Source organism: Microbacterium sp. P03 (assembly GCF_043556235.1).
Taxonomy (GTDB): Bacteria; Actinomycetota; Actinomycetes; order Actinomycetales; family Microbacteriaceae; genus Microbacterium.
In genome coordinates this window covers 168,501-193,954 of the sequence record NZ_JBIGIM010000003.1, presented here as the reverse complement: position 1 = coordinate 193,954, position 25,454 = coordinate 168,501, and the positions used below count along the sequence as shown (strand labels likewise).

At 70.1% G+C, this 25,454-nt stretch carries 22 protein-coding genes; 7 read left to right on the top strand and 15 right to left on the bottom strand.

The window, feature by feature from the left end; translation table 11 throughout:
- Nucleotide 1: 1 nt before the first annotated feature.
- Nucleotides 2–979: an SRPBCC domain-containing protein gene (locus ACFXOO_RS10515; RefSeq protein ID WP_394563486.1), complete on the top strand. Its 978-nt coding sequence runs from the start codon at nucleotides 2–4 to the stop codon at nucleotides 977–979.
- Nucleotides 980–1,006: 27 nt separating this feature from the next.
- Here ACFXOO_RS10515 and ACFXOO_RS10510 read toward each other — a convergent pair whose 3' ends face one another.
- The 3 genes from ACFXOO_RS10510 to ACFXOO_RS10500 form a co-directional block, all read right to left on the bottom strand.
- The gene (locus ACFXOO_RS10510) at nucleotides 1,007–2,326 is read right to left on the bottom strand and encodes a DUF222 domain-containing protein (protein WP_394563485.1); all 1,320 of its coding nucleotides are present in this window, start codon (nucleotides 2,324–2,326) and stop codon (nucleotides 1,007–1,009) included.
- 98 nt (nucleotides 2,327–2,424) lie between these two features.
- Nucleotides 2,425–2,868 (bottom strand): Fe-S cluster assembly sulfur transfer protein SufU, encoded by a 444-nt coding sequence (gene sufU, locus ACFXOO_RS10505; RefSeq protein WP_394563484.1) that lies wholly within the window; start codon nucleotides 2,866–2,868, stop codon nucleotides 2,425–2,427.
- Entirely contained in the window at nucleotides 2,865–4,172 is a 1,308-nt protein-coding gene (locus tag ACFXOO_RS10500) for a SufS family cysteine desulfurase (RefSeq protein ID WP_394563483.1), read from the bottom strand. The genes sufU and ACFXOO_RS10500 overlap by 4 nt, the downstream gene beginning before the upstream one ends.
- Nucleotides 4,173–4,246: 74 nt before the next feature.
- Here ACFXOO_RS10500 and ACFXOO_RS10495 point away from each other — a divergent pair, with 74 nt between their 5' ends.
- On the top strand, nucleotides 4,247–5,143 hold the full coding sequence (locus ACFXOO_RS10495) for a TerC family protein (RefSeq protein WP_394563481.1): 897 nt from the start codon (nucleotides 4,247–4,249) through the stop codon (nucleotides 5,141–5,143).
- Nucleotides 5,144–5,164: 21 nt separating this feature from the next.
- Here the strand turns inward: ACFXOO_RS10495 and ACFXOO_RS10490 are convergent, their stop codons facing one another.
- Entirely contained in the window at nucleotides 5,165–6,922 is a 1,758-nt protein-coding gene (locus ACFXOO_RS10490) for an alkaline phosphatase family protein (protein WP_378842360.1), read from the bottom strand.
- A 130-nt stretch (nucleotides 6,923–7,052) separates the two neighbouring features.
- Here ACFXOO_RS10490 and ACFXOO_RS10485 point away from each other — a divergent pair, with 130 nt between their 5' ends.
- Nucleotides 7,053–7,691, top strand: coding sequence for a hypothetical protein (locus ACFXOO_RS10485; RefSeq protein WP_378842362.1), 639 nt, complete (start codon nucleotides 7,053–7,055; stop codon nucleotides 7,689–7,691).
- Here ACFXOO_RS10485 and ACFXOO_RS10480 read toward each other — a convergent pair.
- Genes ACFXOO_RS10480 through kdpF form a run of 6 tightly spaced genes read right to left on the bottom strand, consistent with a single transcriptional unit; the run spans nucleotide 7,657 to nucleotide 15,512 of the window.
- Nucleotides 7,657–8,355 (bottom strand): response regulator, encoded by a 699-nt coding sequence (locus tag ACFXOO_RS10480; protein WP_394563480.1) that lies wholly within the window; start codon nucleotides 8,353–8,355, stop codon nucleotides 7,657–7,659. The two genes, ACFXOO_RS10485 and ACFXOO_RS10480, sit on opposite strands and share 35 nt — an antisense overlap.
- Nucleotides 8,352–10,913, bottom strand: a complete 2,562-nt coding sequence (locus tag ACFXOO_RS10475) for an ATP-binding protein (RefSeq protein WP_394563479.1) — start codon at nucleotides 10,911–10,913, stop codon at nucleotides 8,352–8,354. Before ACFXOO_RS10475 ends, ACFXOO_RS10480 begins: the two co-directional genes overlap by 4 nt.
- A gap of 34 nt (nucleotides 10,914–10,947) precedes the next feature.
- Nucleotides 10,948–11,559 carry a potassium-transporting ATPase subunit KdpC gene (gene kdpC, locus ACFXOO_RS10470; RefSeq protein ID WP_394563478.1) on the bottom strand — a complete coding sequence of 204 codons (612 nt, stop codon included), beginning with the start codon at nucleotides 11,557–11,559 and terminating at the stop codon, nucleotides 10,948–10,950.
- A 23-nt stretch (nucleotides 11,560–11,582) separates the two neighbouring features.
- On the bottom strand, nucleotides 11,583–13,727 hold the full coding sequence (gene kdpB, locus ACFXOO_RS10465; protein WP_394563477.1) for a potassium-transporting ATPase subunit KdpB: 2,145 nt from the start codon (nucleotides 13,725–13,727) through the stop codon (nucleotides 11,583–11,585).
- Between the two features lies 1 nt (nucleotide 13,728).
- Complete coding sequence (gene kdpA, locus ACFXOO_RS10460; protein WP_394563476.1) at nucleotides 13,729–15,423, bottom strand: potassium-transporting ATPase subunit KdpA; 1,695 nt, start codon at nucleotides 15,421–15,423, stop codon at nucleotides 13,729–13,731.
- Nucleotides 15,423–15,512 (bottom strand): K(+)-transporting ATPase subunit F, encoded by a 90-nt coding sequence (kdpF, locus tag ACFXOO_RS10455; RefSeq protein ID WP_378842374.1) that lies wholly within the window; start codon nucleotides 15,510–15,512, stop codon nucleotides 15,423–15,425. Before kdpF ends, kdpA begins: the two co-directional genes overlap by 1 nt.
- Before the next feature lie 315 nt (nucleotides 15,513–15,827).
- Between kdpF and ACFXOO_RS10450 the strand changes: the two genes are divergently transcribed.
- A complete protein-coding gene (locus ACFXOO_RS10450) occupies nucleotides 15,828–16,385 on the top strand; it encodes a hypothetical protein (protein WP_394563475.1) in 558 nt (185 codons plus the stop codon).
- A gap of 15 nt (nucleotides 16,386–16,400) precedes the next feature.
- Here the strand turns inward: ACFXOO_RS10450 and ACFXOO_RS10445 are convergent, their stop codons facing one another.
- Nucleotides 16,401–18,509: an APC family permease gene (locus tag ACFXOO_RS10445; protein WP_378842377.1), complete on the bottom strand. Its 2,109-nt coding sequence runs from the start codon at nucleotides 18,507–18,509 to the stop codon at nucleotides 16,401–16,403.
- Nucleotides 18,510–18,619: 110 nt separating this feature from the next.
- Here ACFXOO_RS10445 and ACFXOO_RS10440 point away from each other — a divergent pair, with 110 nt between their 5' ends.
- Nucleotides 18,620–19,348 (top strand): formylglycine-generating enzyme family protein, encoded by a 729-nt coding sequence (locus tag ACFXOO_RS10440; protein WP_394563596.1) that lies wholly within the window; start codon nucleotides 18,620–18,622, stop codon nucleotides 19,346–19,348.
- Between the two features lie 36 nt (nucleotides 19,349–19,384).
- Here ACFXOO_RS10440 and ACFXOO_RS10435 read toward each other — a convergent pair whose 3' ends face one another.
- From ACFXOO_RS10435 to ACFXOO_RS10420, 4 genes are all read right to left on the bottom strand, one after another.
- Nucleotides 19,385–20,632, bottom strand: a complete 1,248-nt coding sequence (locus tag ACFXOO_RS10435) for an amidohydrolase (RefSeq protein ID WP_378852611.1) — start codon at nucleotides 20,630–20,632, stop codon at nucleotides 19,385–19,387.
- A gap of 180 nt (nucleotides 20,633–20,812) precedes the next feature.
- Complete coding sequence (locus ACFXOO_RS10430; protein WP_378842381.1) at nucleotides 20,813–21,088, bottom strand: hypothetical protein; 276 nt, start codon at nucleotides 21,086–21,088, stop codon at nucleotides 20,813–20,815.
- A 68-nt stretch (nucleotides 21,089–21,156) separates the two neighbouring features.
- Nucleotides 21,157–22,188, bottom strand: a complete 1,032-nt coding sequence (locus ACFXOO_RS10425) for a LacI family DNA-binding transcriptional regulator (RefSeq protein WP_394563474.1) — start codon at nucleotides 22,186–22,188, stop codon at nucleotides 21,157–21,159.
- 7 nt (nucleotides 22,189–22,195) lie between these two features.
- A complete protein-coding gene (locus ACFXOO_RS10420) occupies nucleotides 22,196–23,890 on the bottom strand; it encodes a glycoside hydrolase family 13 protein (RefSeq protein WP_394563473.1) in 1,695 nt (564 codons plus the stop codon).
- A gap of 68 nt (nucleotides 23,891–23,958) precedes the next feature.
- On the opposite strand from ACFXOO_RS10420, the gene ACFXOO_RS10415 reads away from it, so the two are divergent.
- Both ACFXOO_RS10415 and ACFXOO_RS10410 read left to right on the top strand, forming a co-directional pair.
- Nucleotides 23,959–24,480, top strand: coding sequence for an adenine phosphoribosyltransferase (locus ACFXOO_RS10415; protein WP_394563472.1), 522 nt, complete (start codon nucleotides 23,959–23,961; stop codon nucleotides 24,478–24,480).
- A gap of 238 nt (nucleotides 24,481–24,718) precedes the next feature.
- Nucleotides 24,719–25,444: an AAA family ATPase gene (locus ACFXOO_RS10410; protein ID WP_378842389.1), complete on the top strand. Its 726-nt coding sequence runs from the start codon at nucleotides 24,719–24,721 to the stop codon at nucleotides 25,442–25,444.
- Nucleotides 25,445–25,454 lie beyond the last annotated feature (10 nt).

The following is a 25,454-nucleotide window of genomic DNA, read 5'->3' as shown; positions in this document are numbered from 1 at the left end:
CATGCCCGTCACCCGCGTGAACTTAGACCCCGAGAACCTGACGATGACGCTCGTCGCCGAGTTCGAGGCATCCGCCGATCGCCTGTGGGAGGTGTTCACCGACCCTCGGCAGCTCGAGCGGTTCTGGGGACCTCCCGGGTGGCCGGCGACGTTCACGGCGTTCGACTTCCAGCCCGGAGGTCGCGCGCTGTATGAGATGACCAGCCCGACGGGCGAGACGACGGGCGGGTCGTGGGAGTTCCTGCGCATCTCGGACCCGACCGGTTTCGACGTGCTCGACGGATTCGCCGACGCGAGCGGCGAGCCGGTTGCGGGCATGCCGTCGATGCGCATGACCCTGTCTTTCGAGCCGTTGGGCGACCGATCGAGGCTGGTCACCGTGACGACGTTCGAGTCGAACGAGGCGCTCGAGCAGCTGACGGCGATGGGCATGGTCGAGGGTTCGACGACGGCGATGAACCAGCTCGATGCCGTGCTGCAGAGTCTGCGCGAGTACGCGCTCGGCAAGGGCACACGCACCGAGATCCTGGATGACGTGCACGTGCGGATCACCCGGTTGATCGACGGTCCGCGCGAGCTGGTGTGGCGCGCCCACCACGAGCCCGAGCTGCTGCAGCGGTGGCTGCTCGGCCCGGACGGATGGCGCATGACGGTCTGCGAGGTCGACGCTCGGCCCGGCGGACGCTACCGATACGCGTGGGAGCCCGAGGAGGGCACCGAAGGTTCGGGCTTCGGGTTCGACGGCGAAACCCTGCTGGTCGAGGCGCCACGACGATCGGTGACGACGGAGCACATGACCGACACCGACTTCCCCTCCACGACGAATGATCTGTCGCTGTACGAAGAGGACGGGATGACGCTGCTTACGCTGCTCATCACCTACCCCGACCTGCAGACGCGGGACATGGTGCTCGCGACGGGCATGACCGAGGGCATGGAGACGAGTTACGCGCGGCTGGAGAGCGTGCTCGTCAGCTGAAGGGCGGATGGCCCTTCGTTCGTTCGCTCAGAAGGGCGGAGGCTCGAGGTCATCGGCGAGCGCGAAGGACGGGACCTTCCGTTCGGGGTCGACGCGATACAGCCGACCCGTCGGCGAAGTCCATCGCACGGCGCCGCCGCTGTCAGGAATGTGGTCGATCTTCCATCCCCCGTGGTGCTTCACCGTATGGTGGCCCTGGCAGAACGGCGTCAGGTTGGTGAGCGCCGTCTGCCCGCCGTGCTCCCACGCCACGTTGTGATCGATCTGACAGCGCGCCGCGGGGATGCTGCACCCCGGCGCCATGCATGCGTCGGCCCGCCACCGCACCAGCCGACGAAGAGATGGCGGCGGTCGATACCGGTCCCGTCCGACGGAGAGCACCATGCCTGTCTCAGGATGGGTGAGGATGCGCATCCACCCGTCGGTGCCACCGCACAACTCGCGGGCGCGGTCCATCGGGATGGGCCCCACACCCTCCACCGATGCGTACCCGCCGCCTGTGCAGGAATGCGCGCCTACGGCTACTCCGTCGTCTGGGTCGAGCAGAGCGAGCGCAGGCACGGTTACGGCCACCGTCGCGCGGATTCCACGAGCCTCGACCGGCGTGTGCTCCGTCGTCCCGTCGATCAGTAGATCGCCGAGGACGTCGGCCCTGAGCTGATCGAGCGTGCGGTGCTCGTCGGGCTGTGCCGCCAGCACTTTCGCGATAGCGGTCGCCCGACCGTGGATTGCGTGCGCCTCGACGGCGGGCAGGAACACGTGCAGCCATGCCATGGCGTCGTCGGCGTTCTCGAGGATCACGCGGCGATCGAGCACCGCCCGACCGTAGCGCTCCGGCAGTGTGGTGACGCGCGCGGTCTCGATCAGCACGCGCATGCGTCGCCGAAAGGTGCCCACGGGCTGAGTCTCGGCAAGAAGCACCAGAGCCGGAAGGAGGTCGTCGCGCAGCTCCGGTTTGACCGCATCCAGTGCGTCGACCAGGGCGTTCGCGTGGACCGCGGTCATGCGCCCACCGCCGAGCGAGTCGAGGGCCGCCGGATAGCGGTGCACCAGTGCCTCCGCACGGGCGAGCAGCATGTCGGCGGCGGCCTCGGTCGTGCCCATCGCAAGAGCCAACTCGAGCCGGATCGACCGCTCGACGACGTCGGTATGGGCATAGCCGTTCGCGGCCGCATCGGCGAGGAGTTCGCCGCGCATCGCGTCGACGCGTGCATACTGTTGCGCCGCGAGCACCGACATCACCGACTGCGTCTCGATCACGAGATCCACGGCGTCGGGGATGGGGGGAACCCACTCGTCATCGTCCTGAGAAGCCTCATCGGGCGGTGACTCCGGGTTCCAGAACATGCCCTCAGTTTAGAACATACCTACGACATCCGCCGTCGGTGTCGCGGCCGGGCGACCGTGCGCTGCGCGCGCTCCACGACCGGCGGAGAGACCGGCGCTCAGGCCCGCGCGAGCGCGTCTTCGAACGCGACCCACGCGAGCATCGCGCACTTCACCCGCGCGACGTACTTGCCGACGCCCGACAGGGCCGCAGCATCTCCGAACTCGTCCTCGTCCAGGGCGACGGCGCCGCGGGAGCGCAGCGCCTCGCGGAAATGATCGACGAGCACGGATGCCTCGGCCCGCGGCATCCCGTCGACCAGCTCCGCGAGCATCGATGCGGAGGCCTGCGAGATGGAGCACCCCGCACCCTCCCACGTCACGTCGTCCACCGTCGCTCCGTCGTCGGACACCCGCACCCGCAGGGTGATGTCGTCGCCGCACACCGGATTGTGCTGATGCGATGTCGCCGCGCGCGGCCCGTCCTCGGCCAGTCCCACCCCGCGGGGGCGCTTGGAGTGATCGAGGATGAGCTCCTGGTAGAGCGAGTCGAGCGGGTTCACCGGTCGACTCCGAAGAACGCGCGCACCTCGGAGACACCCTCGACCAGGGCGTCGATCTCGGCCTCCGTCGTGAACACCGACGCGGAGGCCCGCACGGAGGCGGTGATGCCGAACCGGCGATGCAGCGGCTGCGCGCAGTGATGGCCGACGCGCACGGCGATGCCCCGGGCATCCAGGAACTGACCCACATCATGGGCGTGCACCCTGTCGACGTCGAAGGCGCTCAAGGCGAGCCGCGCCACACCGTCGGCATCGCCGAGCAGCCGGACCCCGGGGATCGCCCGCAGCCCGTCGCGCATGCGACGCTCGAGCAGCGTCTCGTGCGCCCGGACCGCGTCCATGCCGATCCCGTCGAGATAGCGGACGGCCGCGGCGAGGCCGATCGCCTGCGACACCGGCTGCGTGCCAGCCTCGAAGCGCTGCGGCGGCGGCAGGTAGCTGGCCTCGTCGAGGGTGACGGTGGTGATCATCGACCCGCCCGTGAGGAACGGTGGCATCGCGTCGAGCACCTCGGCGCGCCCGTAGAGCCCGCCGATGCCGTAGGGACCGAGCATCTTGTGGCCGGAGAAGACGGCGAGATCGACCCCCAGCGCCGGCAGATCCAGCGGCAGGTGCGGGGCCGACTGGCAGGCGTCGAGAACCGTCAGGGCACCCGCAGCGCGGCCGAGAGCCACGAGCTCGGCGACCGGGTTGACGATCCCCAGAACATTCGAGACGTGCGGGAACGAGAGCACGCGCGTGCGCGAGGAGACGACGGATGCCGCGGCCTCGGCGTCGAGAGTCCCGTCGTCTCGCACGGGAATGTGACGCAGCACCGCGCCCGTGCGGGCGGCGAGCTCCTGCCACGGGATGAGGTTGGCGTGGTGCTCGGACTCGGTGACGACGATCTCGTCGCCCGGACGCAGCGCGAGCGCCTGCGACGCGACGCCCCCGCGCCCCGCGGTGGCGTTGCCGAGCGAGTAGGCGATGAGGTTGAGACCCGCCGTCGCGCCGGCGGTCCAGGCGAGCTGCTCGGGTGCGGCGCCCACGAAGCCCGCCACGGCGGCGCGCGCGTCCTCGAACAGTTCGGTCGCCTCGCCCGCCAGCGTGTGCGCACCCCGATGCACCGCGGAGTTGGCCCGGGTCAGGAAACCGACCTCGGCGTCGATCACCGCGCGCGGCTTCTGGCTCGTCGCAGCCGAGTCGAGATAGATCAGCGGACTCCCGTCGACCTGCTGCCCGAGGATCGGGAAGTCGGCGCGCAGCGCCGCGGCATCGAGCGCGGTCGGCGGCGCGGACGTGTGCAGAGCGGTCGAGGAACCCATCCGTCCAGGCTACGCCGCGCGTCTGAACGGCGGGCGGGCACCCCCCGCGGGCCCCGACGCCTTAGCATGGCGCCGTGGACTTCTCCTTCGCTTTCACCCCCGACCTGATCGCCGTGTTCCTGACGCTCTTCGTCCTGGAGATCGTGCTGGGCGTCGACAACGTCATCTTCATCTCGATCCTCGCCAGCAAGCTCCCCAAGGAGCAGCAGGCGAAGGCCCGCAACCTCGGCCTGACGCTCGCGATGCTGATCCGCGTGATCCTGGTGTTCTTCGCCGGCTGGATCATCACGCTGAAAGAGGACGTCGTGGTCCTGTTCGGCATGGGGTTCTCCTGGAAGGACTTCATCCTGATCGCCGGTGGACTGTTCCTCGTCTACAAGGCGGTCACCGAGATCCACCACAAGCTCGAGGGTGCCGAGGAGGATCACGGGCCGGGAACGAAGGTCGCGCAGGTCACGTTCGCCTCGGTCATCTCGCAGATCCTGCTGCTCGACATCGTCTTCTCGCTCGACTCGGTCATCACGGCCGTCGGCATGACCGAGAACCTCCTCGTCATCATCACGGTGGTCGTCCTGTCGTTCGGCATCATGCTGTTCGCCTCGCGCTTCATCTTCACCTTCGTCAACAAGCACCCGACGGTGAAGATGCTCGCGCTGTCGTTCCTCCTGCTGATCGGCGTGTTCCTCATCGCCGAGGGGTTCGGGGTGAAGATCGACAAGGCGCTCATCTACGCGCCGATGGCGTTCGCGATCCTCGTCGAGGCCCTCAATCTCACGTACTCGGCCCGCAAGGCCAAGCGTGAGCACAAGCGGCTGCAGGCGGTGCAGCTGCGGCCGCAATATCCGGACGTCGACGAGTCAGTGGCGGTGGACGCGGCGCTGTCGAAGGGGACGGATGCCGGTTCTGTCGGCCTTTCGCGCAAGCCGGTGTCGGGCGCCGCACACGAGGAGGACCGCTCGGGCCTGGGCTGACCCGGCCGCCGGACCGCGGCGCTACTTCGGAGCGTCGAAGGTGCCGAACAGTCCGTTCCCGTAGCGATAGATCGCCTCGTAGGCCTCCCCGTAGGACGTGGGTGCCTTGCCCCCGGGGCTGAAGCGCGCGAGAAGGAGGCCCATCAGACCCCGAGCGGGCGCGGTCAGCGGACGTGCCTTGTGCTTGTGGGCGGATGCCGAGGCATCCTGCTCCTCGGGGTTGGTCGGCACGTACAGCGCCGTCGGCTGCGGCCACGTGTAGGGCTGCCGGGGCTGGGTGAGGTTCACCGCGTTGAAGATCGGGTTCGCGCTCTGGTCGCGGAGCGTCAGCGGCTTGAGGCCGTGCTGCCGGCACAGGGTGTTGATGACCGACCCGTGGTGCATCTCGTCATGGATCACGGTGTTCTTCGCGGTGTACGCGCTGACGATGATCGAGGGGACGCGGCATCCGAGTCGATCGAAGGTGAAGCCCATCTCGCCGGGGCCGCTGCGGTCGGGGGGAGTGGCCGACGGCGGGGGCACGTGGTCGTAGGTGCCGCCGTGCTCGTCGAACGTGATCATCAGCGCGGTGTTCATCGCGTTGGATCCCTTGACGGAGCGACTCGTGCGGATGGCGTCGTACACCTGCTGCACCAAGGCGTCGCCGGCGCGTACGTCGGACAGCGCGCTGTTGTAGACGGCGAGCGTCTCGCCGCCGACCTTGATGTCGGTCTCGTGCACGGTCTCGCCCCACGGCGGGTGCATGTCGTTGTGGTTGAACACCATGCGCGGTTCGATGAACGAGTACGCGGGCAGATCGCCGTTCTCGGCATCCGTGTAGAACTGCCCCATCTCGCGGAAGTGGGTCTTCCAGTACTGCTGCAGCACGGGCGCGTGCAGCATGCCCGTCAGCGAGACCAGCTGCGAGCCGTCGTAGTAGATGCGCCAGGGGATGCCGGCCTCTTCGAGCCGATTGAAGATCGTGGGAGCGGCAGGGCCGTTGATCCACTTGTAGTAGCTGTCGCCGCCGTGGTTCGTGACGTAGCCGTTCGATGTGGAGGCGTGGAAGAACAGCCGATTGCAGAAGGTCTGCGACGGCACGCCGGCGAACCACCGGTCGTAGACGCCGAACTCGCGTGCCAGGCTGGAGAGCACCGGCATCATGGCCGGGCTGAAGCCGCCCATCGCGACCCGGTACTCCTCGGCGGTGGGCTTGCGCCCCTTCTCCCGCCGGAAGTTGATCGCGAAGTCCTTCACGAACCCCGACATGTCGGGGGTCGCGCCCGCCGGCGGGGTGTTGAAGGGCGATGTCTGCCCGTTCTTGCGGATGTTCGCGTTGCCCGGCGGGTCGACGGTGCCGAAGAGCTGCGTGTTGACGTGCGGGTAGTGCTCGCCGGGGTCGGGCTGCGGCGACTGCATGATCGCGTCGGTCGGGCCCTCGTAGATGTAGGCGGGCACTGCCTCCCCGTCGAGGCCCGGATTGGAGTACTGCCCCTGCAGCAGGCCGTCGAACTGGTCGATGTTCTTCTCGGCTGCGGTGTAGAGGTTGCCCAGCATGTTGTCGAAGCTGCGGTTCTCGAACATGAGCACGACGATGTGGTCGAAGCCGGGTGTGTTGCGCAGCGGCAGCGGGTCGAACTCGGGCGGATGCGCGGTGGCCGCGGCCGTGATGGCCGCGCCCGCAGACCCGCCGATCGCCACTCCCGCCGCTCCGATGCCGAATCGGCGGAGGAAGTCGCGCCGGGAATTGCTGCGGGGAGCATCGGAGCCGCTCGGCGCGGCCGGTGCGTTCTCGTCCACCCTCGTCTCCTGTCGTCGGCGGCCCGTGGCGGGTGCACGCCGGGCTTCATCTCTCGGAGAGCCGCAGTCTATCGGCCCGCCGGGCACCCGAGGGCGGCGGCGGGATCATCCGGCCACTAGGGTCGGTCCCATGTCCGAGCACCTCGCCTTCGACCGCAACGCCCGCTACGGGGCTGCGCTGATCGGGGTGGCGTTCGCCGCCTACCTCTGCATCTCGACCGACTTCAACGCGTTCATCCAGGCATCGAATTACGCGGGGGCGCTCGGCACCGACGTGCCCCTCGTCGACTTCGTCGAGTTCGTGCTGATCTACCTCCTGTTCGTGGGCTCGTTCGTGCTCATCCCGGCGAGTGGCGCGCGGCGGCTCGCGGCGGTCACCACCACCTCGGTGGCGCTGTTCCTCTGGGCCGTGATCGGCATCGAGCGCGGCGTCGGCAACATCGATCAGCCCGAAGCGCTCTGGACCGTGCTCACCAACCAGGGGTTCGTGACGCTGCTCGTGGCACTCACCGGGTGGCTCCTCGTGCGGGCGCGGCATCCGCTCGCCTTCGTCGTCGTGCTGTTGGCGTTCATCCCGCCGGTGATCAGCCGGATCCTGATCGACCGTGCGTTCACGTCGGGCGCCTACACGCTGATCATCGAGGGAACCGTGATCGCGCTCGGCCTCGGCGGCGTGTGGCTCGCCGTGTGGATCGATCGTCTGGTGCGCGGGCGCGGGACGGCTCGCTCGCGCTCTACTCCCGCGGCGGATGCTGCGCCGGGTCGATGACGAGCCGGTAGCCCATCCCCGACTCGGTGAGCAGGTGCACGGGCCGGGAGGGGTCGACCTCGAGCTTCTTGCGCAGCTGCGACATGTACAGCCGCAGATAGCCGGAGTCGCTGACCTGTTCGCTCGCCCAGATCTCCTTCAGCAGGGTCTGGCGCGTGACGAGGACGCCGGGGTGGCGGGCGAGATACTCGATCATCCGCCACTCGGTGGGGGTGAGGTGCACGCGCTCGCCGCCGCGGGTGACGTCGCGCGCGGCCAGGTCGATGGTGACATCGCCCCAGCTGACCACCGGCTCGGCGGCGCCCGGAACGCTCCGGCGCCCGAGGGCCCGCAGACGCGCCAGCAGCTCGTCGATCTGGAACGGCTTGGTGACGTAGTCGTCGGCCCCCGCGTCGAGCGCCTCGACCTTGTCTGCCGAGCCCGTGCGGCCCGACACCACGATGATCGGCGCCGTCGTCCAGCCGCGGAGCGCCTCGATCACCTGCACGCCGTCGAGGTGCGGCATGCCCAGATCGAGCAGCACGATGTCGGGGTGCGCCTGCGCGGCGAGGGTGATGGCCGCGGCCCCGTCGGCGGCCGCGACCACGTCGTAGCCGTGCGCGGCGAGAGTGATGCGCAGCGCACGTACCAGCTGCGGATCGTCGTCGGCGATGAGCACCTTCATGAGGCACGTCCAAGAGGACGGACGACGGATGCCTCGTCCTGCGGAATGGGGGCGGGCATGCTCGTCGCAGTGATGACGGGGAGCGCGAGCACCATGGTGAGGCCGCCGCCGGGGGTGTCCTCGATCGTGAGGTGACCGCCCATACCGTCCATGAACCCCTTCGAGAGGGCGAGGCCCAAGCCGAGTCCTGTGCTGTTGTCGGTGTCGCCGAGGCGATGGAACGGAGCGAAGATGTCTTCGCGCCGGTCGGCGTCGACACCCGGACCGTGGTCGACGACGCGGATCTCGGCGACATCGCCCAGTCGGCTGGTCGCCACCCGCACTCGCGTTCCGTCCGGGGTGTAGCGCTGCGCATTGGCGAGGACGTTCACGAGCACGCGCTGCAGCAGCACGGGGTCGGCGCGGAGCGCCGGGAGCGTCGGATCGAGGTCGAGCTCCGCTTCGTCGGGGCCGATCCCGAGTTCGTCGGCGGCGCTCAGGATGACGTCGGTGGCATCGGTCGCGACGAGCGACACCGCCAGGACGCCCGCTTCGATGCGACTGACGTCCAGCAGGTCGGTCATCAGGGCGCTGAGGGCGGCGAGGCTCTCATCGGCGGTCGCGAGCAGTTCGGAGCGATCGTCGGGCGAGAGCGCGTCGCCGCTCGCGCGAAGTCCGCCGACGGCGGCGACCGCCGCGGCGAGCGGGCGGCGCAGGTCATGGCTGACGGCCGACAGCAGCGCCGTACGGACGTGATCGGTCTCGGCGAGTACGGCGGCCTGCCGCGCGGTCTCGCTCAATGCGGTGTGCTCGAGGGCGCCGGCGAGCTGCGCGACGATCACGTCGAGCAGGCGCCGCTCCGAAGCATCCAACTCACCGCCGTGCAGTTCGAGCGTGGCGCGAGGTTGTACCGCCGTACCGACCGGCAGCCGGATCACGCGTCCATCGGGCACGGGTTCGCCGTCGGTGGCGAGCACCTCGCCGTCGGGTCCGATCAGGCGCACCCCGGTCATGGCGAACGCCTCGCGCGTGCGACCGATGAGCGCGGGCAGCGCGGACTCGCCCCGCAGGACGCTGCCGGCGACCACGGCGATCAACTCGGACTCGGCGGCCGAGCGCCGGGCGGCCCGGGTGCGTCGCGCGGCCTGGTCGACGATCCAGCTGACCAGGATCGCGATCACGACGTACAGGCTCAGCGCGAGGGCATGGAGCGGATCGGCGATGGTCACCGCGTACAGCGGCGCGACGAACAGGAAGTCGAGCGTGATGCCCGACAGCACGGCCGCGAAGAGGGCGGGCCAGATGCCGCCGACGAGCGCGACGACGACGACGAGCAGCTGGTACGCGAGCACGTCGGAGGTGATGGATGCCTCGCTGCGCAGCGCGACGAGCAGCCAGGACAGCAGCGGTCCACCCACGAGCGCCAGCACGAATCCGAGGACGCGGCGGGTGCGGCTGAGCGCGCCGCCCGTGACCCGCGGCAGCGCGAAGCGGCCGCCCGCGGCGGCGTGGGTGACGATGTGCACGTCGATGTCGCCCGACTCGCGGACGACGGTGGAGCCGATGCCCGGTCCGGTCAGTGCGGCGGCGAGGCGTCCGCGCCGGCTGACGCCGATCACCAGCTGGGTCGCGTCGACGCTGCGGGCGAACTCCACGAGGGTGCGGGAGACGTCGTCGCCGACCACTTGATGCCACGTGCCGCCGAGCGTCTCGACGAGCGTGCGCTGGGCGGCGAGCGCACCGGGCGCGGCCGAGCGCAGACCGTCCTGCGTGGACACGTGCACCGCCAGCAGCTCGCCGCCGGCCGCGCGAGCGGCGATGCGCGCACCGCGGCGCAGCAGGGTCTCGCCCTCGGGGCCGCCCGTGAGTGCGACGACCACACGCTCGCGGGCCCGCCACGTGCCGTCGATCCGGTGCTCGGCGCGGTAGGTCTTCAGGGCGCTGTCGACCTCGTCGGCCAGCCACAGGAGGGCGAGCTCGCGCAGGGCGGTGAGGTTCCCCAGCCGGAAGTAGTTCGACAGCGCGGCGTCGATGCGCTCCGCCGGGTAGACCAGGCCCGCCCCGAGGCGGTCGCGCAGGGACTGGGGGGCGAGGTCCACGACCTCGATCTGATCGGCGTCGCGCACGACCGCGTCGGGGACGGTCTCGCGCTGCGCGATACCGGTGATCTGCTCGACCACCTCGTTCAACGACTCGATGTGCTGCACGTTGACGGTCGTGATGACGTCGATGCCGGCATCCCGGAGCGTCTCGACGTCCTGCCACCGCTTGTCGTGCAGGCCGCCCGGGGCGTTCGTGTGCGCGAACTCATCGACGAGGGCGATCTGTGGGGCGCGGGCCAGCACCGCCTCGAGGTCCATCTCGCTGAGCTCCACGCCGCGATGCTGGACCCGCCTGCGCGGCACCTCCGGGAGGCCTTCGGTCTGACTCTGGGTGGCGGCTCGCCCGTGGGTCTCGACGATCGCGATGACGACGTCGCGGCCGTCCCCCCGCAGGCGACGCCCCTCCTCGAGCATCTCGTAGGTCTTGCCGACGCCGGGGGCCGCCCCCAGCAGCACCCGCAGCCGCCCCCGCTTCATCTCCCCGCCTTCCGTGGATCCGCGCGCCGCGCGCTCAGCCCTGCAGGGCGTCGAGCGCCAGGTTCAGCTGCAGCACGTTCACGCGGGGTTCGCCGAGGAACCCGAGATCTCTCGCCTGAATCCTAGACTCCACGAGATCGCGGACCTCTGCGACGGGGAGCCCGCGCGCCTCGGCGACGCGCTCGACCTGCAGCCGCGCGTAGGCGGGGCTGATGTCGGGATCGAGACCCGATGCGGAAGCCGTCAGGGCATCGGGGGGCACGGCCGCGGGGTCGACGCCCTCGAACGCGGCGATCGCATCGCGTCGCTCGCTGATCGAGGCGATGAGGTCGGCGTTCTCGGGGCCGAGGTTGCTGCCGCTGGAGGCGCCGCCGTCGTAGCCGTCGCCCGCGGCCGAGGGACGCGACTGGAAGTACTCGGGGAGCGGGGTGCCGTCGGCGTCGACGAACGACTGGCCGATCAGGGCGGAACCGGTCGCGGTGCCTGCCGAGGTGGTGATCAGCGAGCCGTTCGCCTGCCAGGGCAGGGCGAGCTGGCCGATGGCCGTGATCAGCAGCGTGTAGCCGACGCCGAGCACGAGCGTGAAGACGAGCATGGCGCGGATGGCGACGCCGGTGGTGCGCAGGGTGGCGCGTGCGGTGGACATGGTGTTTCTCCTTGCTGACCGGGTCAGAAGCCCGGGATGAGACTCACGACGAGGTCGATGAGCTTGATGCCGATGAAGGGGGCGATCACTCCGCCGAGACCGTAGACGAGCAGGTTGCGGCTGAGGATCTGCGACGCGCTCGCCGCGCGGTATTTGACTCCGCGGAGGGCGAGGGGGATCAGGACGACGATCACGATCGCGTTGAAGATGATCGCGCTCGTCACCGCCGATGCGGGCGAGTGCAGCTGCATGATGTTCAGCGCCGCGAGCCCGGGGAAGACCGCCATGAACATCGCGGGGATGATCGCGAAGTACTTCGCGATGTCGTTGGCCAACGAGAAGGTGGTGAGGGCGCCGCGCGTGATGAGCAGCTGCTTGCCGATGCGCACGATGTCGATCAGCTTGGTCGGGTCGCTGTCGAGGTCGACCATGTTGCCGGCCTCCTTCGCGGCCGATGTGCCCGTGTTCATGGCGACGCCGACGTCGGCCTGCGCGAGGGCGGGCGCGTCGTTCGTGCCGTCTCCGGTCATGGCGACGAGATTGCCGCCCTCCTGCTCGCGGGCGATGAGGGCCAGCTTGTCTTCGGGGGTGGCTTCGGCGAGATAATCGTCGACGCCCGCCTCGGCGGCGATCGCCTTGGCGGTGAGCGGGTTGTCGCCCGTGATCATCACCGTGCGGATGCCCATGCTGCGGAGCTCTGCGAATCGTTCGCGCAGTCCCTCTTTGACGACGTCCTTGAGGTGGATCACCCCGAGCACCCGGCCTTCTCCGTTCGCGGCCAGGGTCGCGACGACGAGCGGCGTGCCGCCGCTCTGCGCGATGGCCTCGGTCTCGGTCGCCACCTGGGCGCGCGTGGCGGGGGCGAGGGTGACACCGGATGCCTCGAGCCAGGCGGCGACCGCCGAGCCGGCACCCTTGCGCACCTGGGTGCCGTCCGGCAGATCGAGTCCGCTCATGCGGGTCTGCGCGGTGAACGGCACGAAGACGGCGCCGGGGATGCGCTCGGGGACGATGCCGCGCGAGGCGGCCAGTTCGACGACCGACGTGCCCTCGGGGGTGGGGTCGGCCAGGGACGAGAGCGCCGCGGCGCGGGCCAGTTCGTCTTCGCCGACACCGTCGAGGCGCACGAAGTCGGTCGCCCGACGGTTGCCGTACGTGATCGTGCCCGTCTTGTCGAGCAGCAGGGTCGTGACGTCGCCGGCGGCCTCGACCGCGCGGCCCGACATCGCCAGCACGTTGCGCTGCACGAGACGGTCCATGCCGGCGATGCCGATGGCCGACAGCAGGGCGCCGATCGTGGTGGGGATGAGGCACACCAGCAGGGCGATCAGCACGGGGATGCTGACCGGCGAGGCCGCGTACGAGGCGATCGGGTTCAGCGTCAGCACGACCACGAGGAAGACGATCGACAGGCTCGCGAGCAGGATGTTCAGCGCGATCTCATTCGGTGTCTTCTGCCGGCTCGCACCCTCGACGAGCGCGATCATCCGGTCGACGAAGGTCTCGCCGGGCTTCGAGGTGATGCGCACCACGATGCGGTCCGACAGCACGCGGGTGCCGCCGGTGACCGCGCTGCGGTCGCCCCCCGATTCGCGCACGACCGGCGCGGACTCGCCGGTGATCGCCGATTCGTCGACCGTGGCGATGCCCGAGACGATGTCGCCGTCACCGGGGATGAGCTCGCCGGCGGTCACGATGACGACGTCGCCGAGGCGGAGGTCGGCCGACGACACCTCTTCGATGGCCGAGGCATCGGCGGCAGCATCCGTCCCCTCGTCGTAGGAGGAGACGCGACGCGCCATCGTGCTGGTGCGGGTCTTGCGCAGGCTCGCGGCCTGCGCCTTGCCGCGGCCCTCGGCCACCGATTCGGCGAGGTTGGCGAAGACGACCGTCAGCCACAGCCAGATCGCGATGCCCCAGGTGAAGCCCGCGGGCACGGATGCTCCGCCCGACGTCTCGGGCCCGCCGAGGAACGGCTCGGCGACCGCGATCACCGTGGTGAGGGCTGCGCCGACCCAGACGAGGAACATGACGGGGTTGCGCCAGAGCGCGGCGGGGTTGAGCTTGCGCAGAGCACCCGGGAGCGCCTGCCAGAGCTGGCGTGCGCCGAACGCGCGGACCGGCGCGGGCCGGGTCGCCTCGGGAGTGGAGTTGATGAGCACGGACATGTCAGACGAGGCCTTCCGCCAGGGGACCCAGTGTGAGCACCGGGAAGTAGGTGAGAGCGGTGATGATGACCGCCACGACGACCAGGAGGCCGACGAACTGCGGGCGGTGGGTGGGCAGCGTGCCGACGTTGGTCGGCATCTTCTGCTGGGCGGCGAGGGAGCCCGCCAGCCCGAGGGCCAGCACGATCGGCACGAACCGGCCGAGCAGCATCGCGACGCCGAGCGCGGTGTTGAGCCACGGCGTGTTGGCCGTGAGCCCCGCGAACGCCGAGCCGTTGTTGTTGGCCGCCGACGTGAAGGCGTAGAGCACTTCGCTCAACCCGTGGATGCCGGGGTTCCAGATCGAGGTGCTCTCGATGTCGGCGCGCACGGGCGGGATCGCGAAGCTGAGTGCGGTGCCCACGAGCACGAGGGTCGGCGTCACGAGGATGTAGAGGCTCGCGAGCTTGATCTCGCGGGGTCCGATCTTCTTGCCGAGGTACTCGGGGGTGCGTCCCACCAGCAGACCGCCGACGAACACCGCGATGATCGCCAGCACGAGCATTCCGTACAGGCCCGATCCGACGCCGCCGGGGGCGACCTCGCCGAGCATCATGTTGATCATCGGCATCATTCCGCCGAGCGCCGTGTAGGAGTCGTGCATCGAGTTGACCGCACCCGTCGAGGTGAGGGTCGTCGCCCCGGCGAACAGCGCGGATCCGACGATGCCGAAGCGCTGCTCCTTGCCTTCCATCGGCGCACCGGCGAGCTGGGGGGCGGTGCCCTGCCCGAGCGACTCGAGCCAGACGCCGGCGGTGATCGTGACGAGGAAGATCGTGGCCATGACCGCGACGATCGCGTAGCCCTGGCGGTTGTCGCCGACCATCCTGCCGAAGGCGCGCGGCATCGCGAACGGGATCGCGAGCAGCAGCAGGATCTCGACCGCGTTCGTCCACGGTGCGGGGTTCTCGAACGGGTGCGCGGAATTGACGTTGAAGAATCCGCCGCCGTTCGTGCCGAGCTCCTTGATCGCCTCCTGCGAAGCCACCGGGCCGCCCGGGATCGACTGCGAACCGCCCGTGAGCGTGCTCACGTCGGTGAAGCCGGCGAAGTTCTGCACGACGCCGGCCGCCAGCAACGCGATCGCCGAGATGATCGCGAGGGGGAGCAGGATGCGGGTGATGCCGCGCACGAGGTCGACCCAGAAGTTGCCGATCGTCGCCGACCCGTGGCGCGCGAAGCCGCGGACCACGGCGATCGCGACGGCGATGCCGACGGAGGCCGAGACGAAGTTCTGCACGGCGAGTCCGGCGAGCTGCACGGTGTAGCCCAGCGTCAGCTCGGGGGAGTAGGACTGCCAGTTCGTGTTCGTCACGAACGAGACCGCGGTGTTGAAGGCGAGGCCCTCGGGCACGGCGGGGAGGCCCAGTGAGTAGGGCAGCACGGCCTGGGCCCGCTGCAGCGCGTAGACGAACAGCACGCCCACGACCGAGAACGCCAGCACGCCGCGGGCGTAGGCGCGCCACGTCTGCTCGGCCTGCGGGTCGACGCCGACGAGACGGTACGTGCCGCGCTCGACGCGCCAGTGCTTCGCGCTCGTGTAGGTGCGGGCGATCCAGTCACCGAGCGGACGGTAGAGCAGGACCAGGAGGAGGACGATGCCCGAGATCTGCAGGACGCCGAACCAGACGGCGTCGGCGGGCAGAGGCGCGGCCATCAGAAGCGCTCCGGCTTCAGGAGGGCGACCACGAGGTAGGCGATGCCGCCCACGGCGAGGACGGCGGCGAGGATCGAGAAGACGATCACAGCTTCTCCACGCCTCTCGCGACGAGGGCGACGATCGCGAACAGCGCGAGCGTCGCGGCGAGGTAGATCACATCGAGCACAGGAACTCCCGTAACATCCGGCATCGCCGGGACTGCTGCCGCGCGACTGCTGTGGCGCGGGTGCCCGCGGTGGGGCACTTCTCGATGCAACACCCGGACGGATGCGGCATCCGTCGTCCTCACGGTTTCCATACGGCGTGCGCTGATTTGCTCACGGACTCCGCGCGGCGAGGATGCTCCCGGCCCGCGGACACGGGCGGATAGGGTGGGCGGCACGGCCGACGAGGGGATACCCGTGTTCGATCTCAGCTACGCGCGCGACCTCGTGATGACGGGCGCGATCTTCGGGGTCGCCGCGTTCGTCTGGGCTGGATGGGCCCAGGAGAAGCCGCCGCCGCGGGTCGCCTGGCGGGTCATCCTCGGTCTCTTCAGCCTCGCCGGCGCCGCCCTGGCGGGCATCACGATCCCGGTCGCCATCCGCCACTGGGATTCGCCGACGGCCATCGACCCGTCGACCGGGGCGTTCGCGGTCTACCTGACGGTGTTCTGGGTCGAGGTCGTCCTCTGCGCCGGGCTCGCTTTCTGGGCGGCCCGCAGGAAGCGGTCCGACCTCATCGCCCCTCTGATCCTCGCGATCGTGGGCATCCACTTCCTCCCGCTCGCTCCGGTCTTCGGTCAGCCGATCATGGCGGTCGCGGGCGTGCTGCTCACGGCCATCGCCGTCGTGGCGGCGCTTCTGCCGACCGGGTCCGTAGGGCGCAGCTTCTGGTGCGGCATCCTCGCAGCTCCGGTGCTGCTCGTGATCGGCGCCGTCTGCGCGTTGGCCGGCATCCCCGAGGTGCGCGAAGCCTGAGACGGGCCCCGCGACTCAGGCGGATGTGTCGGTGCGCTCGGTCTCGGGCGGACCGGCCGGCCTCGAGACCCGACGCGCGTGTGCGGGCGATTCCACGGGGATCTGTCCGCTGCGCTCCTGGCCGGGCAGAGGGCGGGACCGCCTGCCGTAGATGAGCTCGGTCGAATCCAGCAACCACGGGACGAGGTTGATCGAGACGCCGTGGATCATCATCAGCTGCTGGCCGATGCGCCGTGCGCGCCGGTTGTGCAGCACCGACTCCCACCAGTGACCCACGATGTACTGCGGCAGGTAGACGGTCACCACCGAAGAGCCGTGCTTCTCGCGGTACTTCTTGATGAAGCCGGCCACGGGGCCCGCGAACGTGCGGTACGGCGACTCGATGATCACCAGCTGCACGGGGATCCGGTGGTCGATCCACTGCTGCTGCAGCCGGTCGGTCTCCTCCTTGTTGACCGAGACGTGGATCGCGAACGTGTTCTCGTGCTTGGCGGCGAGCGCGTAGTCCAGGGCCTTGATCACGGGCTTCTGGAGGCGGTTCACCAGGATGAGGGCCACGTCGCCCTCCGATCCGAAGTGCGTCTGGTCGTCGGGCTCGATCTCGGCCTCGACGTCGCGGTAGTAGCGGTGCACGCCGATCATGAGCACTGCGAGCACGGGGATCGCCAGGAAGACCAGCCAGGCTCCGTGCGTGAACTTGGTGATCGTCACGATCACCAGCACGGCGACGGTCATCGTCGCGCCGATGGAGTTGATCACGAGCCCCTTGCGCAGCTCGAACTCCTCGGCGCGCGCGGACTTCTGCGCCCTCGCCTCCTCCGGCAGTGCGCGGAGCTCTCGCAGGCCGCGGCGCCAGTGCCTGATCATGCCGATCTGGCCGAGGGAGAAGGACACGAACACCCCGATGATGTACAGCTGGATGAGGTTCGTCAGATTCGCCTGATAGACGATCTCGACCAGGATCGCGCCCAGTCCGAGCAGGATCATGCCGTTGGAGTAGACGAGCCGGTCGCCGCGGGTGTTGAGCGCCTTCGGTGCGTACCCGTCGCGGGCGAGCACCGACCCCAGCAGCGGGAAGCCGTTGAACGCCGTGTTCGCCGCGAGCAGCAGCACCAGGGCGGTCGCGGCCTGGATGATGTAGAAGGGGATCGAGCCCATGCCGAACGTCGCGGAGGCGACCTGCGCCATGAGGCTCGGCTGCGGGTTGTTCGCGCAGTCGAAGCCGATGAGGTGACAGGGGTTCTCGGCGTAGTGCACGCCCGAGACGAGCGCCAGCAGCGTGAGCCCGGCGAACATCACGATCGCGATGGTGCCCATGAGCGTGAGGGTCGTCTGGGCGTTGCGCACCTTGGGCTTGCGGAACGCGGGCACGCCGTTCGAGACGGCCTCGACACCGGTCAGGGCGGAGCATCCGCTCGAGAAGGCGCGCAGGATCAGCAGGATGACGGCTGCCTGACTCAGGCTCTCCGCCTGCACGGCGTACTGCGCGCTGCTCGCGACGGGCGGGTCGCCCAGGATCATGCGGATCACGCCCACCACGATCATCACGACGACCGAGCCGATGAAGAGGTACGTCGGAATCGCGAAGACGAGCGACGCCTCGCGCACGCCGCGCAGGTTGACGATGACGATGATGATGATGAAGACCACGGCCAGTTCGACGCGCAGGGGGTTCAGGCCCGGGAGCGCCGAGATGATGTTGTCGACACCCGACGCCACCGACACGGCCACGGTCAGCACGTAATCCACGAGGAGAGCGGATGCCACGACCACGGCGGGCACTTCGCCGAGGTTCTTCGATGCCACCTCGTAGTCACCGCCGCCCGACGGGTACGCCTTGATGAGCTGCCGGTAGCTGACGACCACGACGATGAGCAGGAAGACGACGGCCGCGGCGATCCACGGGCTGAACGCCAGGAAGCTGAGGCCGCCGATCAGCAGGATCATCAGCAGTTCCTGCGGCGCGTAGGCCACGGACGACAGTGCATCGGACGCGAAGATCGGCAGCGCCATCTTCTTGGGCAGAAGCTGCTCGTCGAGCGCTTCGCTCGTGAGGGGCTCACCGATGATGAGTCGCTTCGCGATCGGAGTCTCGTCGAGCGGCTCCGTGCTGTCGTTGGTCACGCCGCGCGACACTACGCCTGTCGGCACATCAGCGCAATCTGGCAGGCGGCACGTCACCGGATCGTGTTCTGCGTGTCGCATGCCATACTTCCGCAGTGCGCGACATAGACATGCAGGGCATCGCGGCGGGCGAGGTGGTGCTGCACGACGCGCGGCGCTCGCTGAGGCGCACGGCCCGGCTCGAGCCGTTCGCGATCGGCGTGTTCGCCGTCACCGAGGAGCAGGTCGCCGAGCTGCTCGGCGAGGCCGCCGAGCACCCACGCCGGCCCGCGGTCGAGCTCAGCTGGCTGCGGGCGATCCGGTTGTGCAACGCGGCATCCGAGTGGGAGGGCCTCGACCCCGCGTACACGTACGACGGCGATCAGGTCACGTGGCACGTGGACTCCGACGGCTATCGTCTGCCGACGGAGGCGGAGTGGGAGTACGCCTGCCGGGCCGGCTCGACCAAGCCTCACTACGGACCGCTCGCCGAGATCGCCTGGACGAGCGCCGACGGGGTGAGCCGGCCGCAGGAGGTCGGGGGGAAGCTGCCGAACCTGAACGGGCTCTTCGACACGCTCGGCAACGTGTGGGAGTGGTGCTGGGACCTCCTCGACCCGGCCCGCTACGGCGATTACCGGGTGTTCCGCGGGGGCGGGTTCGCCGACGACGCCTGGAGCGCCCGCGCGTCCACGCGTCGCGGTGGGCCGCCGCGCGCCACCCACGAGGACGTCGGCATGCGGTTCGCGCGCGGAGCCTTCGACGGACCGGATGTTGCGCAGGGCTGGTCGGCGGCCGAAGACCTCGAGCGCGCGTCGGGTGACGACCCCCGACCGTCGGGCCGGACTCCCCGCCGCTGAGCGGGACGGGTCGCGCGGCCGGAGTGCGTCGGACGCTCAGCGCGCGGCGCCGCCCAAGAACTCCTTGGCGGCGACGACGAGGTTCTCGACTCCGCGCTCGATGGTCGGGTGGAGCACCGGCGCGAAGAACGGCGAATGGTTCGTCGGGATGTCGCGTTCGATGGTGCCGGCGGCGGCCGCATCCGTGTACGTCTGCGGATCGACGCCGCCCCAGAACCAGTAGATCAACGGCACGCCGGTCTCGCGGGCGAACCACGAGACGTCCTCGCTGCCGGTGAACATGCCGGGATCGACGACGCTGCCCTCGCCGAAGGCGCGCTCGAAGGACTCGGTGAGACGCGCGGTGGCGGTGGCGTCGTTGATCGTCGGCGGGAGGGTGTGGTCGGTCGTGATCGTCGGCGGCCGCTCCGCCCCCGACGCGTCCGCCTCCGCGAAGATGACACGCTCGACCTTCGCGAGCAGTCGCGTGCGCGCCGTGTCGTCGGGGTATCGCAGGCTGAGTTCGAGCTTCGCCTCCGCCGGGATGATGTTGTTCTTCAGGCCCGCGTGGATCGATCCGACGGTGACCACCGCGACGTCGCGCGGGTCGATCTCACGAGAGACGATCGTCTGCAGGCGCATCACGGTCGCCGCGGCCATCACGATGGGATCGATCGTGGAGTGCGGGCGCGAGCCGTGTCCGCCGCGGCCGTGCAGGGTGACGGTCAACCCGTCGGAGGCGGCCATCTGCGTGCCGGGGCGCACGCCGATCAATCCGGCGGGAAGCGGGGTGAGGTGCTGGCCGAGCACGATGTCGGGCGTGGGGAACCGCTCCATCACGCCGTCGGCGATCATCGCCTGGGCGCCGGCGCCGTACTCCTCCGCGGGCTGGAAGACGGCCACGACGGTGCCCGACCACTCGTCCTTCGCGTTCACGAGGTGCTCGAGCGCGCCCAGCATCGCCGTCACGTGCATGTCGTGGCCGCACGCGTGCATGACGGGCACGTCGTTGCCGGCCGGATCGGTGCCGCGTGCGGTGCTCGCGTACGGCAGGCCGGTCTGCTCCGGCACGGGCAGGGCGTCCATGTCGGCGCGCAGCCAGACGACGGGGCCTTCGCCCGTCTCCGAGTCCGCCGACGGGTTGCGGATGATCGCGGCGATGCCCGTCTTGCCGATGCCCTCCTCGAAGTCGATGCCGAGATCGGCGAGGTGCGCAGCGATCACGCCGGCCGTCCGCGTCTCCTGGAACGACAGCTCAGGATGCCGGTGCAGGTCGATGTACAGCGCTTCGAGGTCGATCGTCATGGGGTGAGCCTACGCGGGGTCGTTACGCGGTGTTCGCGGCCGGGTTCGGTGGGGGTTCGACGGCGCGACCCGTCCCGGACTTCTGCAGAACGATGTGCCGCGCCGGGCAAGGCGCCACAGGTGGTGCCACCCGTCACACCCTGCAGAAGGTGGGGACCTCTCGGCGCGCCGCGGAGGGCGTTACTCGCGGAACGGCAGATTGAGGTCGGCCGGATCGACGTCGACATCGCCGACATCGTCGGGGCCGCCGGTCCCGGGCACGGCGCGCACGTCGTCGGGGTCGATGTCGTCGTCCACACCGTCCGGCAGCGGGTCGTTCTGCTTCGCCTCGGTCTCGCGCTCGCTGCCCGGCCCGTACGTCGTGTCCTTCCGCACGGAATCGGCTTCGGGGAGGCCGGTGTGGGGAAACGTGTCCGCGCCGTTGGCGTCGGTCGGTTGCGTGCCGTTGGTGTCCATGTTCCCGAAGGTACGGACGTGACCGCCCGTCGTCGGGGGCCTTGACAGGTGCGCGCGACGGACGTACGTCAGCGCGCGGGCGGCGCGGTGCTGCCCCGCACGACGAGCTCGAACGGCAGGGTCTCGCCGGGCTGAGGCGTCCGGTCGTCGGATACCTCGAGCTCCGCGAGCATCGTCGTCGCCGCCCGCTCCCCCTGGCCGAGCGGGAACTGGTCGACCGTCGTGAGCCGGAAGAACGCACCGAGCTCCGAACCGTCCACTCCGACGACCGAGAGGTCTTCGGGCACCCGGACGCCCCGCTCGCGCGCGGCCGTCAGTGCGCCGACCGCGAGTTCGTCGGAGGCCGCGAAGATCGCCGTCGGGGCGACACCGGTGCCGCCGCCGTCGAGCAGCAGGCGTGTGGCATCGGCGCCGCCCTGCAGAGTGAAGTCGGTCGACACCACGAGCTCGGGACGCACCGGGATCGAGGCATCCGCCAGCGCCTCCTCGAACCCCCGGCGGCGCAGGGTCGGCACGTGGTGCCGGTCGCCGCTGCCGTCGGCCCCGATGTGGGCGATCACCCGATGCCCCTGCTCGAGCAGGTGCTCCGTGGCGAGACGGCCGACGGCGACGTCATCGACCGTGAGGGTCGTCGCCGCGACGGTCGCCGCGGCGCTCGGACCGCCGATGGCCACCACGGGCAGGTCGAGCTCGCGCAGGCGCGCGCTCTCACGTTCGTCGAGCGTGATGGCGATGAGGATCACACCGTCGACCCGCTGCCGTCGCAGGAACGTGTCGAAGATGCGCTCCCGCTCGTCGCGGTCGATCGTCAGGTTGTACAGCGTGATGTCGTAGCCGCTCTGCATGAGCGTGGCCGTGATGCCGCTCAGCACCGTCGAGAAGAACCACATGTCCAGCAGCGGCACCATGACACCGATGTTGCGCGTGCGCCCGGACGCCAGGCTCGACGCCGACGACGAGACGACGTAGCCGAGCCGGGCCGCGGCCGCCTCCACGCGGTCGCGGGTGTCCGCGGCGACGGGTCCCCGGCCGCTCAGGGCGCGCGAGACCGTCGCCGTCGAGACCCCCGCGAGGCGGGCGACGTCGTCGATCGAGCTCATGCCGGGGTCAGTCCGCGACCAGCCAGACCGTCACGTCCTGCGGCACGGCCCCGTTCTCGAGGGGCTCGCTCGCCAGCAGCACGCGGGCGCCGTCGGGCAGCACCACGGGTCGGCGGCCGAAGTTGGTGAGCACCGTGACCTCGCCGTTGCGGAACGCGACCACTTTGCGCCGGTAGCCGCTCAGCCACTCGAGCTCGCCGCGGCCGAGGCCGTATCGACGTCGCGTCCGCAGGGCCAGCCGGTAGAGCGAGAGAGTGGATGCCTCGTCCGCGGTCTGCGCGTCGTGGGCGAGCTCCGCCCATTCTGCGGGCTGCGGCAGCCATGCGGCGCCCGTGGCGTTGAACCCGAAGGCGGGCTCGTCCGCGTTCCAGGGCAGCGGGACGCGGCATCCGTCCCGTCCGTAGCGCTCGCCGGCGGTGCGGAACCAGGTCGGATCCTGACGCACCTCATCGGGGAGCTCGATCACTTCTGGCAGTCCGAGCTCCTCGCCCTGGTACAGATAGGCGCCGCCCGGGAGCGCGAGCATGAGCGCGGTCGCGGCCCGCGCGCGCCGGAGACCCAGCTCGGGGATCGGCTTGCCGGGGGAGTCCGGTCCGATGCCCTGGCCCTGCGGGCTCGCGGCGGTCAGCGCGAGTCGGGAGGCGTGCCGCACGACGTCGTGGTTCGACAGCACCCAGGTACTGGGCGCGCCGACCGCGCCGAAGCCCTCGATCGACTCGCGGATCACCCGACGCTGCTTCTTGGCCTTCCAGTCGCTCACGAGATAGGCGAAGTTGAACGTCTGCTGCATCTCGTCGGGCCGCACCCACTTGGCCATCTCGGCCACGGTCGGCATCCACGCCTCGCCGCACAGGGCGCGATCGCCCTCGTACTCGGCGAGCACACCGTGCCAATCGCGGTAGATGTCGTGCACGCCGTCCTGGCCCCAGTACGGCACGTTGCGCTCGTTGCCGCCCATCGAGTCACCGTCCTCCGGCGCGTGGTAATCGGGTAGGTCGTCGGCCTTGACCAGGCCGTGCGCGACATCCACGCGGAAGCCGTCGACGCCGCGGTCGAGCCAGAACCGCAGGATGCGACGGAACTCCTCGTGCACGACGGGGTTGGACCAGTCGAAGTCGGGCTGGCTCTCGTCGAACAGGTGCAGGTACCACTGGCCGGGCGTGCCGTCGGGTTCCGTGACGCGCGTCCACGCCGAACCGCCGAAGACCGAGTCCCAGTTGTTCGGCGGCGTGGCCCCGTCGACGCCCTTGCCGTCGCGGAACATGTAGCGCGCCCGCTCGGGGCTGCCCGCCGGGGCGGCGAGAGCCTGCTGGAACCACTCGTGCTGGTCGGACGAGTGGTTCGGGACGAGATCGATGATGACGCGGATGTCGCGGCGATGGGCGGCGTCGAGCATGTCGTCGAAGTCGCCCAGCGTGCCGAAGAGCGGGTCGACATCGCAGTAGTCCGCGACGTCGTAGCCGGCATCCTTCTGCGGCGAGACCATGAACGGGCTCAGCCAGATGGCGTCGACGCCGAGCTCGGCGAGATCGTCGAGGTGCGCCGTCACGCCGGGCAGGTCGCCGATGCCGTCCCCGCTCTGGTCGGCGAACGAGCGGGGATAGATCTGGTAGATCACCGCGGAGCGCCACCACTCGGAGCCGGGGGTGCTGGAGGTGCCGGGCGCGGTGAGGCCGGAGGGGGAGAGGTCGAGCGAAGTCATCCAACGAGCGTAATGGAAGCGCTTGCATGGGTGCAAGCGCTTCCATCGCCCCCCGGTAGGGTGGGCGCGTGCCGACACCCGAAGCCCTGCACCGCGCCGAGGCGCTCATCACCACCATCCCCGACTACCCGGAGCCGGGGGTGCTGTTCCGCGACATCACCCCGCTCCTCGCGGATGCCGCGGCCCACCGAGCCGTCATCGACGCCATGATCGAGCCGTTCGCCGGCACCTTCGATGTGGTGGCCGGAGTCGAGGCGCGCGGGTTCCTGCTCGCCGGTGCCATCGCCGTCGCCGCAGAGGTCGGCCTCGTGCCGATCCGCAAAGCCGGCAAGCTGCCCCGGCCCGCGGCGTCCGTCGCCTTCTCCCTCGAATACGCCGAGGCCACCATCGAGGTGCACGACGACATCGAGCCCGGCACCCGCGTGCTATTGGTGGACGACGTCCTGGCCACCGGCGGCACCCTCGCCGCAGCCCACGAGCTGCTCGCCGCGATCGGCGGGATCGTCGCCGGAACCTCCGTGCTGATGGAGATCGAGGCCCTGGGCGGTCGCGCGCTCGTCCCCGACGTGCGCGCGGTCTTCCTGGCGTGAGCCGACCTGGGTGCGCTCCGAATCGCGGCGCGTCCCGGACTTCTGCAATTCGGCGGACTCTGCCGCGGCCGCCCGCGGAAGTGTGCGGCCCGACCGAGGTGGTCAGCGCGCTCTGCAGAAGTTCGGGACGCCGGGGGACGGCGGGGGACGCCGGGGGACGCCAGGGGCACCTTCAGGCGCCGGCGGCCGGCGTCGGCCGGCGCGAGCGGAGGTCGCACCTCCCTGGCAGACTGCCGTCGTGCGCTTCACCCAGCCCCCGGTCGTCGCGGTGCAGGCGCGCCCCGAAGCCGAGATCGACCACGGCGCCTGGCCGGCGACGATCCCGGCGGTCGCGCAGTTCCTGCGCGAGGGGATCGATCTCGCGCCGGGCGTGACGTTCCTCGTCGGCGAGAACGGCTCGGGCAAATCGACGATCCTCGAGGGTGTCGCCCTCGCCTACGGCTTCTCGCCCGAGGGCGGGTCCGCCTCGGCGAGACACAGCACACGGCCGACCGAATCGCCGCTGTCGGACTGGCTGCGCGTGCAGCGCGGGGTCGGCAGCAGCCGGTGGGGCTTCTTCCTGCGCGCTGAGACGATGCACTCGTTCTACACCTACCTCGAGGCGAACCCCGGCGACGGCCCGGAACCGGCGTTCCACGAGATGAGCCACGGCGAGTCCTTCCTGGCGATCCTCGACACGCGCTTCGACGGTCCCGGCTTCTACTGTCTCGACGAACCGGAGGCAGCCCTGTCCTTCTCGTCGACCCTCACGCTCATCGCGGTGCTCGATCGCATCGTCGCCGAGCGCGGCCAGGTGCTCTGCGCGACCCACTCGCCCGTACTCGCGGCGCTGCCCGGAGCCCACATCCTCGAGGTCGGTCCGTGGGGCATGCGGCCCACCGCGTGGGAAGACCTCGAGCTCGTGCAGCACTGGCGCTCGTACCTCGAGTCGCCCGGACGCTACCTGCGCCATCTGCTCGGCTGAGTCAGGCCCG

What these genes read in the sequence shown, in the direction of transcription:
- ACFXOO_RS10430 (WP_378842381.1), bottom strand. Translation starts at nt 21,088, where the DNA reads ATGGACACCAACGGCACGCAACCGACCGACGCCAACGGCGCGGACACG.
- ACFXOO_RS10480 (WP_394563480.1), bottom strand. Translation starts at nt 8,355, where the DNA reads ATGAAGGTGCTCATCGCCGACGACGATCCGCAGCTGGTACGTGCGCTG.
- ACFXOO_RS10475 (WP_394563479.1), bottom strand. Translation starts at nt 10,913, where the DNA reads ATGAAGCGGGGGCGGCTGCGGGTGCTGCTGGGGGCGGCCCCCGGCGTC.
- ACFXOO_RS10425 (WP_394563474.1), bottom strand. Translation starts at nt 22,188, where the DNA reads ATGAGCTCGATCGACGACGTCGCCCGCCTCGCGGGGGTCTCGACGGCG.
- ACFXOO_RS10440 (WP_394563596.1), top strand. Translation starts at nt 18,620, where the DNA reads ATGCAGGGCATCGCGGCGGGCGAGGTGGTGCTGCACGACGCGCGGCGC.
- kdpA (WP_394563476.1), bottom strand. Translation starts at nt 15,423, where the DNA reads ATGGCCGCGCCTCTGCCCGCCGACGCCGTCTGGTTCGGCGTCCTGCAG.
- ACFXOO_RS10435 (WP_378852611.1), bottom strand. Translation starts at nt 20,632, where the DNA reads ATGACGATCGACCTCGAAGCGCTGTACATCGACCTGCACCGGCATCCT.
- kdpB (WP_394563477.1), bottom strand. Translation starts at nt 13,727, where the DNA reads ATGTCCGTGCTCATCAACTCCACTCCCGAGGCGACCCGGCCCGCGCCG.
- ACFXOO_RS10420 (WP_394563473.1), bottom strand. Translation starts at nt 23,890, where the DNA reads ATGACTTCGCTCGACCTCTCCCCCTCCGGCCTCACCGCGCCCGGCACC.
- ACFXOO_RS10515 (WP_394563486.1), top strand. Translation starts at nt 2, where the DNA reads ATGCCCGTCACCCGCGTGAACTTAGACCCCGAGAACCTGACGATGACG.
- ACFXOO_RS10510 (WP_394563485.1), bottom strand. Translation starts at nt 2,326, where the DNA reads ATGTTCTGGAACCCGGAGTCACCGCCCGATGAGGCTTCTCAGGACGAT.
- ACFXOO_RS10500 (WP_394563483.1), bottom strand. Translation starts at nt 4,172, where the DNA reads ATGGGTTCCTCGACCGCTCTGCACACGTCCGCGCCGCCGACCGCGCTC.
- ACFXOO_RS10485 (WP_378842362.1), top strand. Translation starts at nt 7,053, where the DNA reads ATGTCCGAGCACCTCGCCTTCGACCGCAACGCCCGCTACGGGGCTGCG.
- kdpC (WP_394563478.1), bottom strand. Translation starts at nt 11,559, where the DNA reads ATGTCCACCGCACGCGCCACCCTGCGCACCACCGGCGTCGCCATCCGC.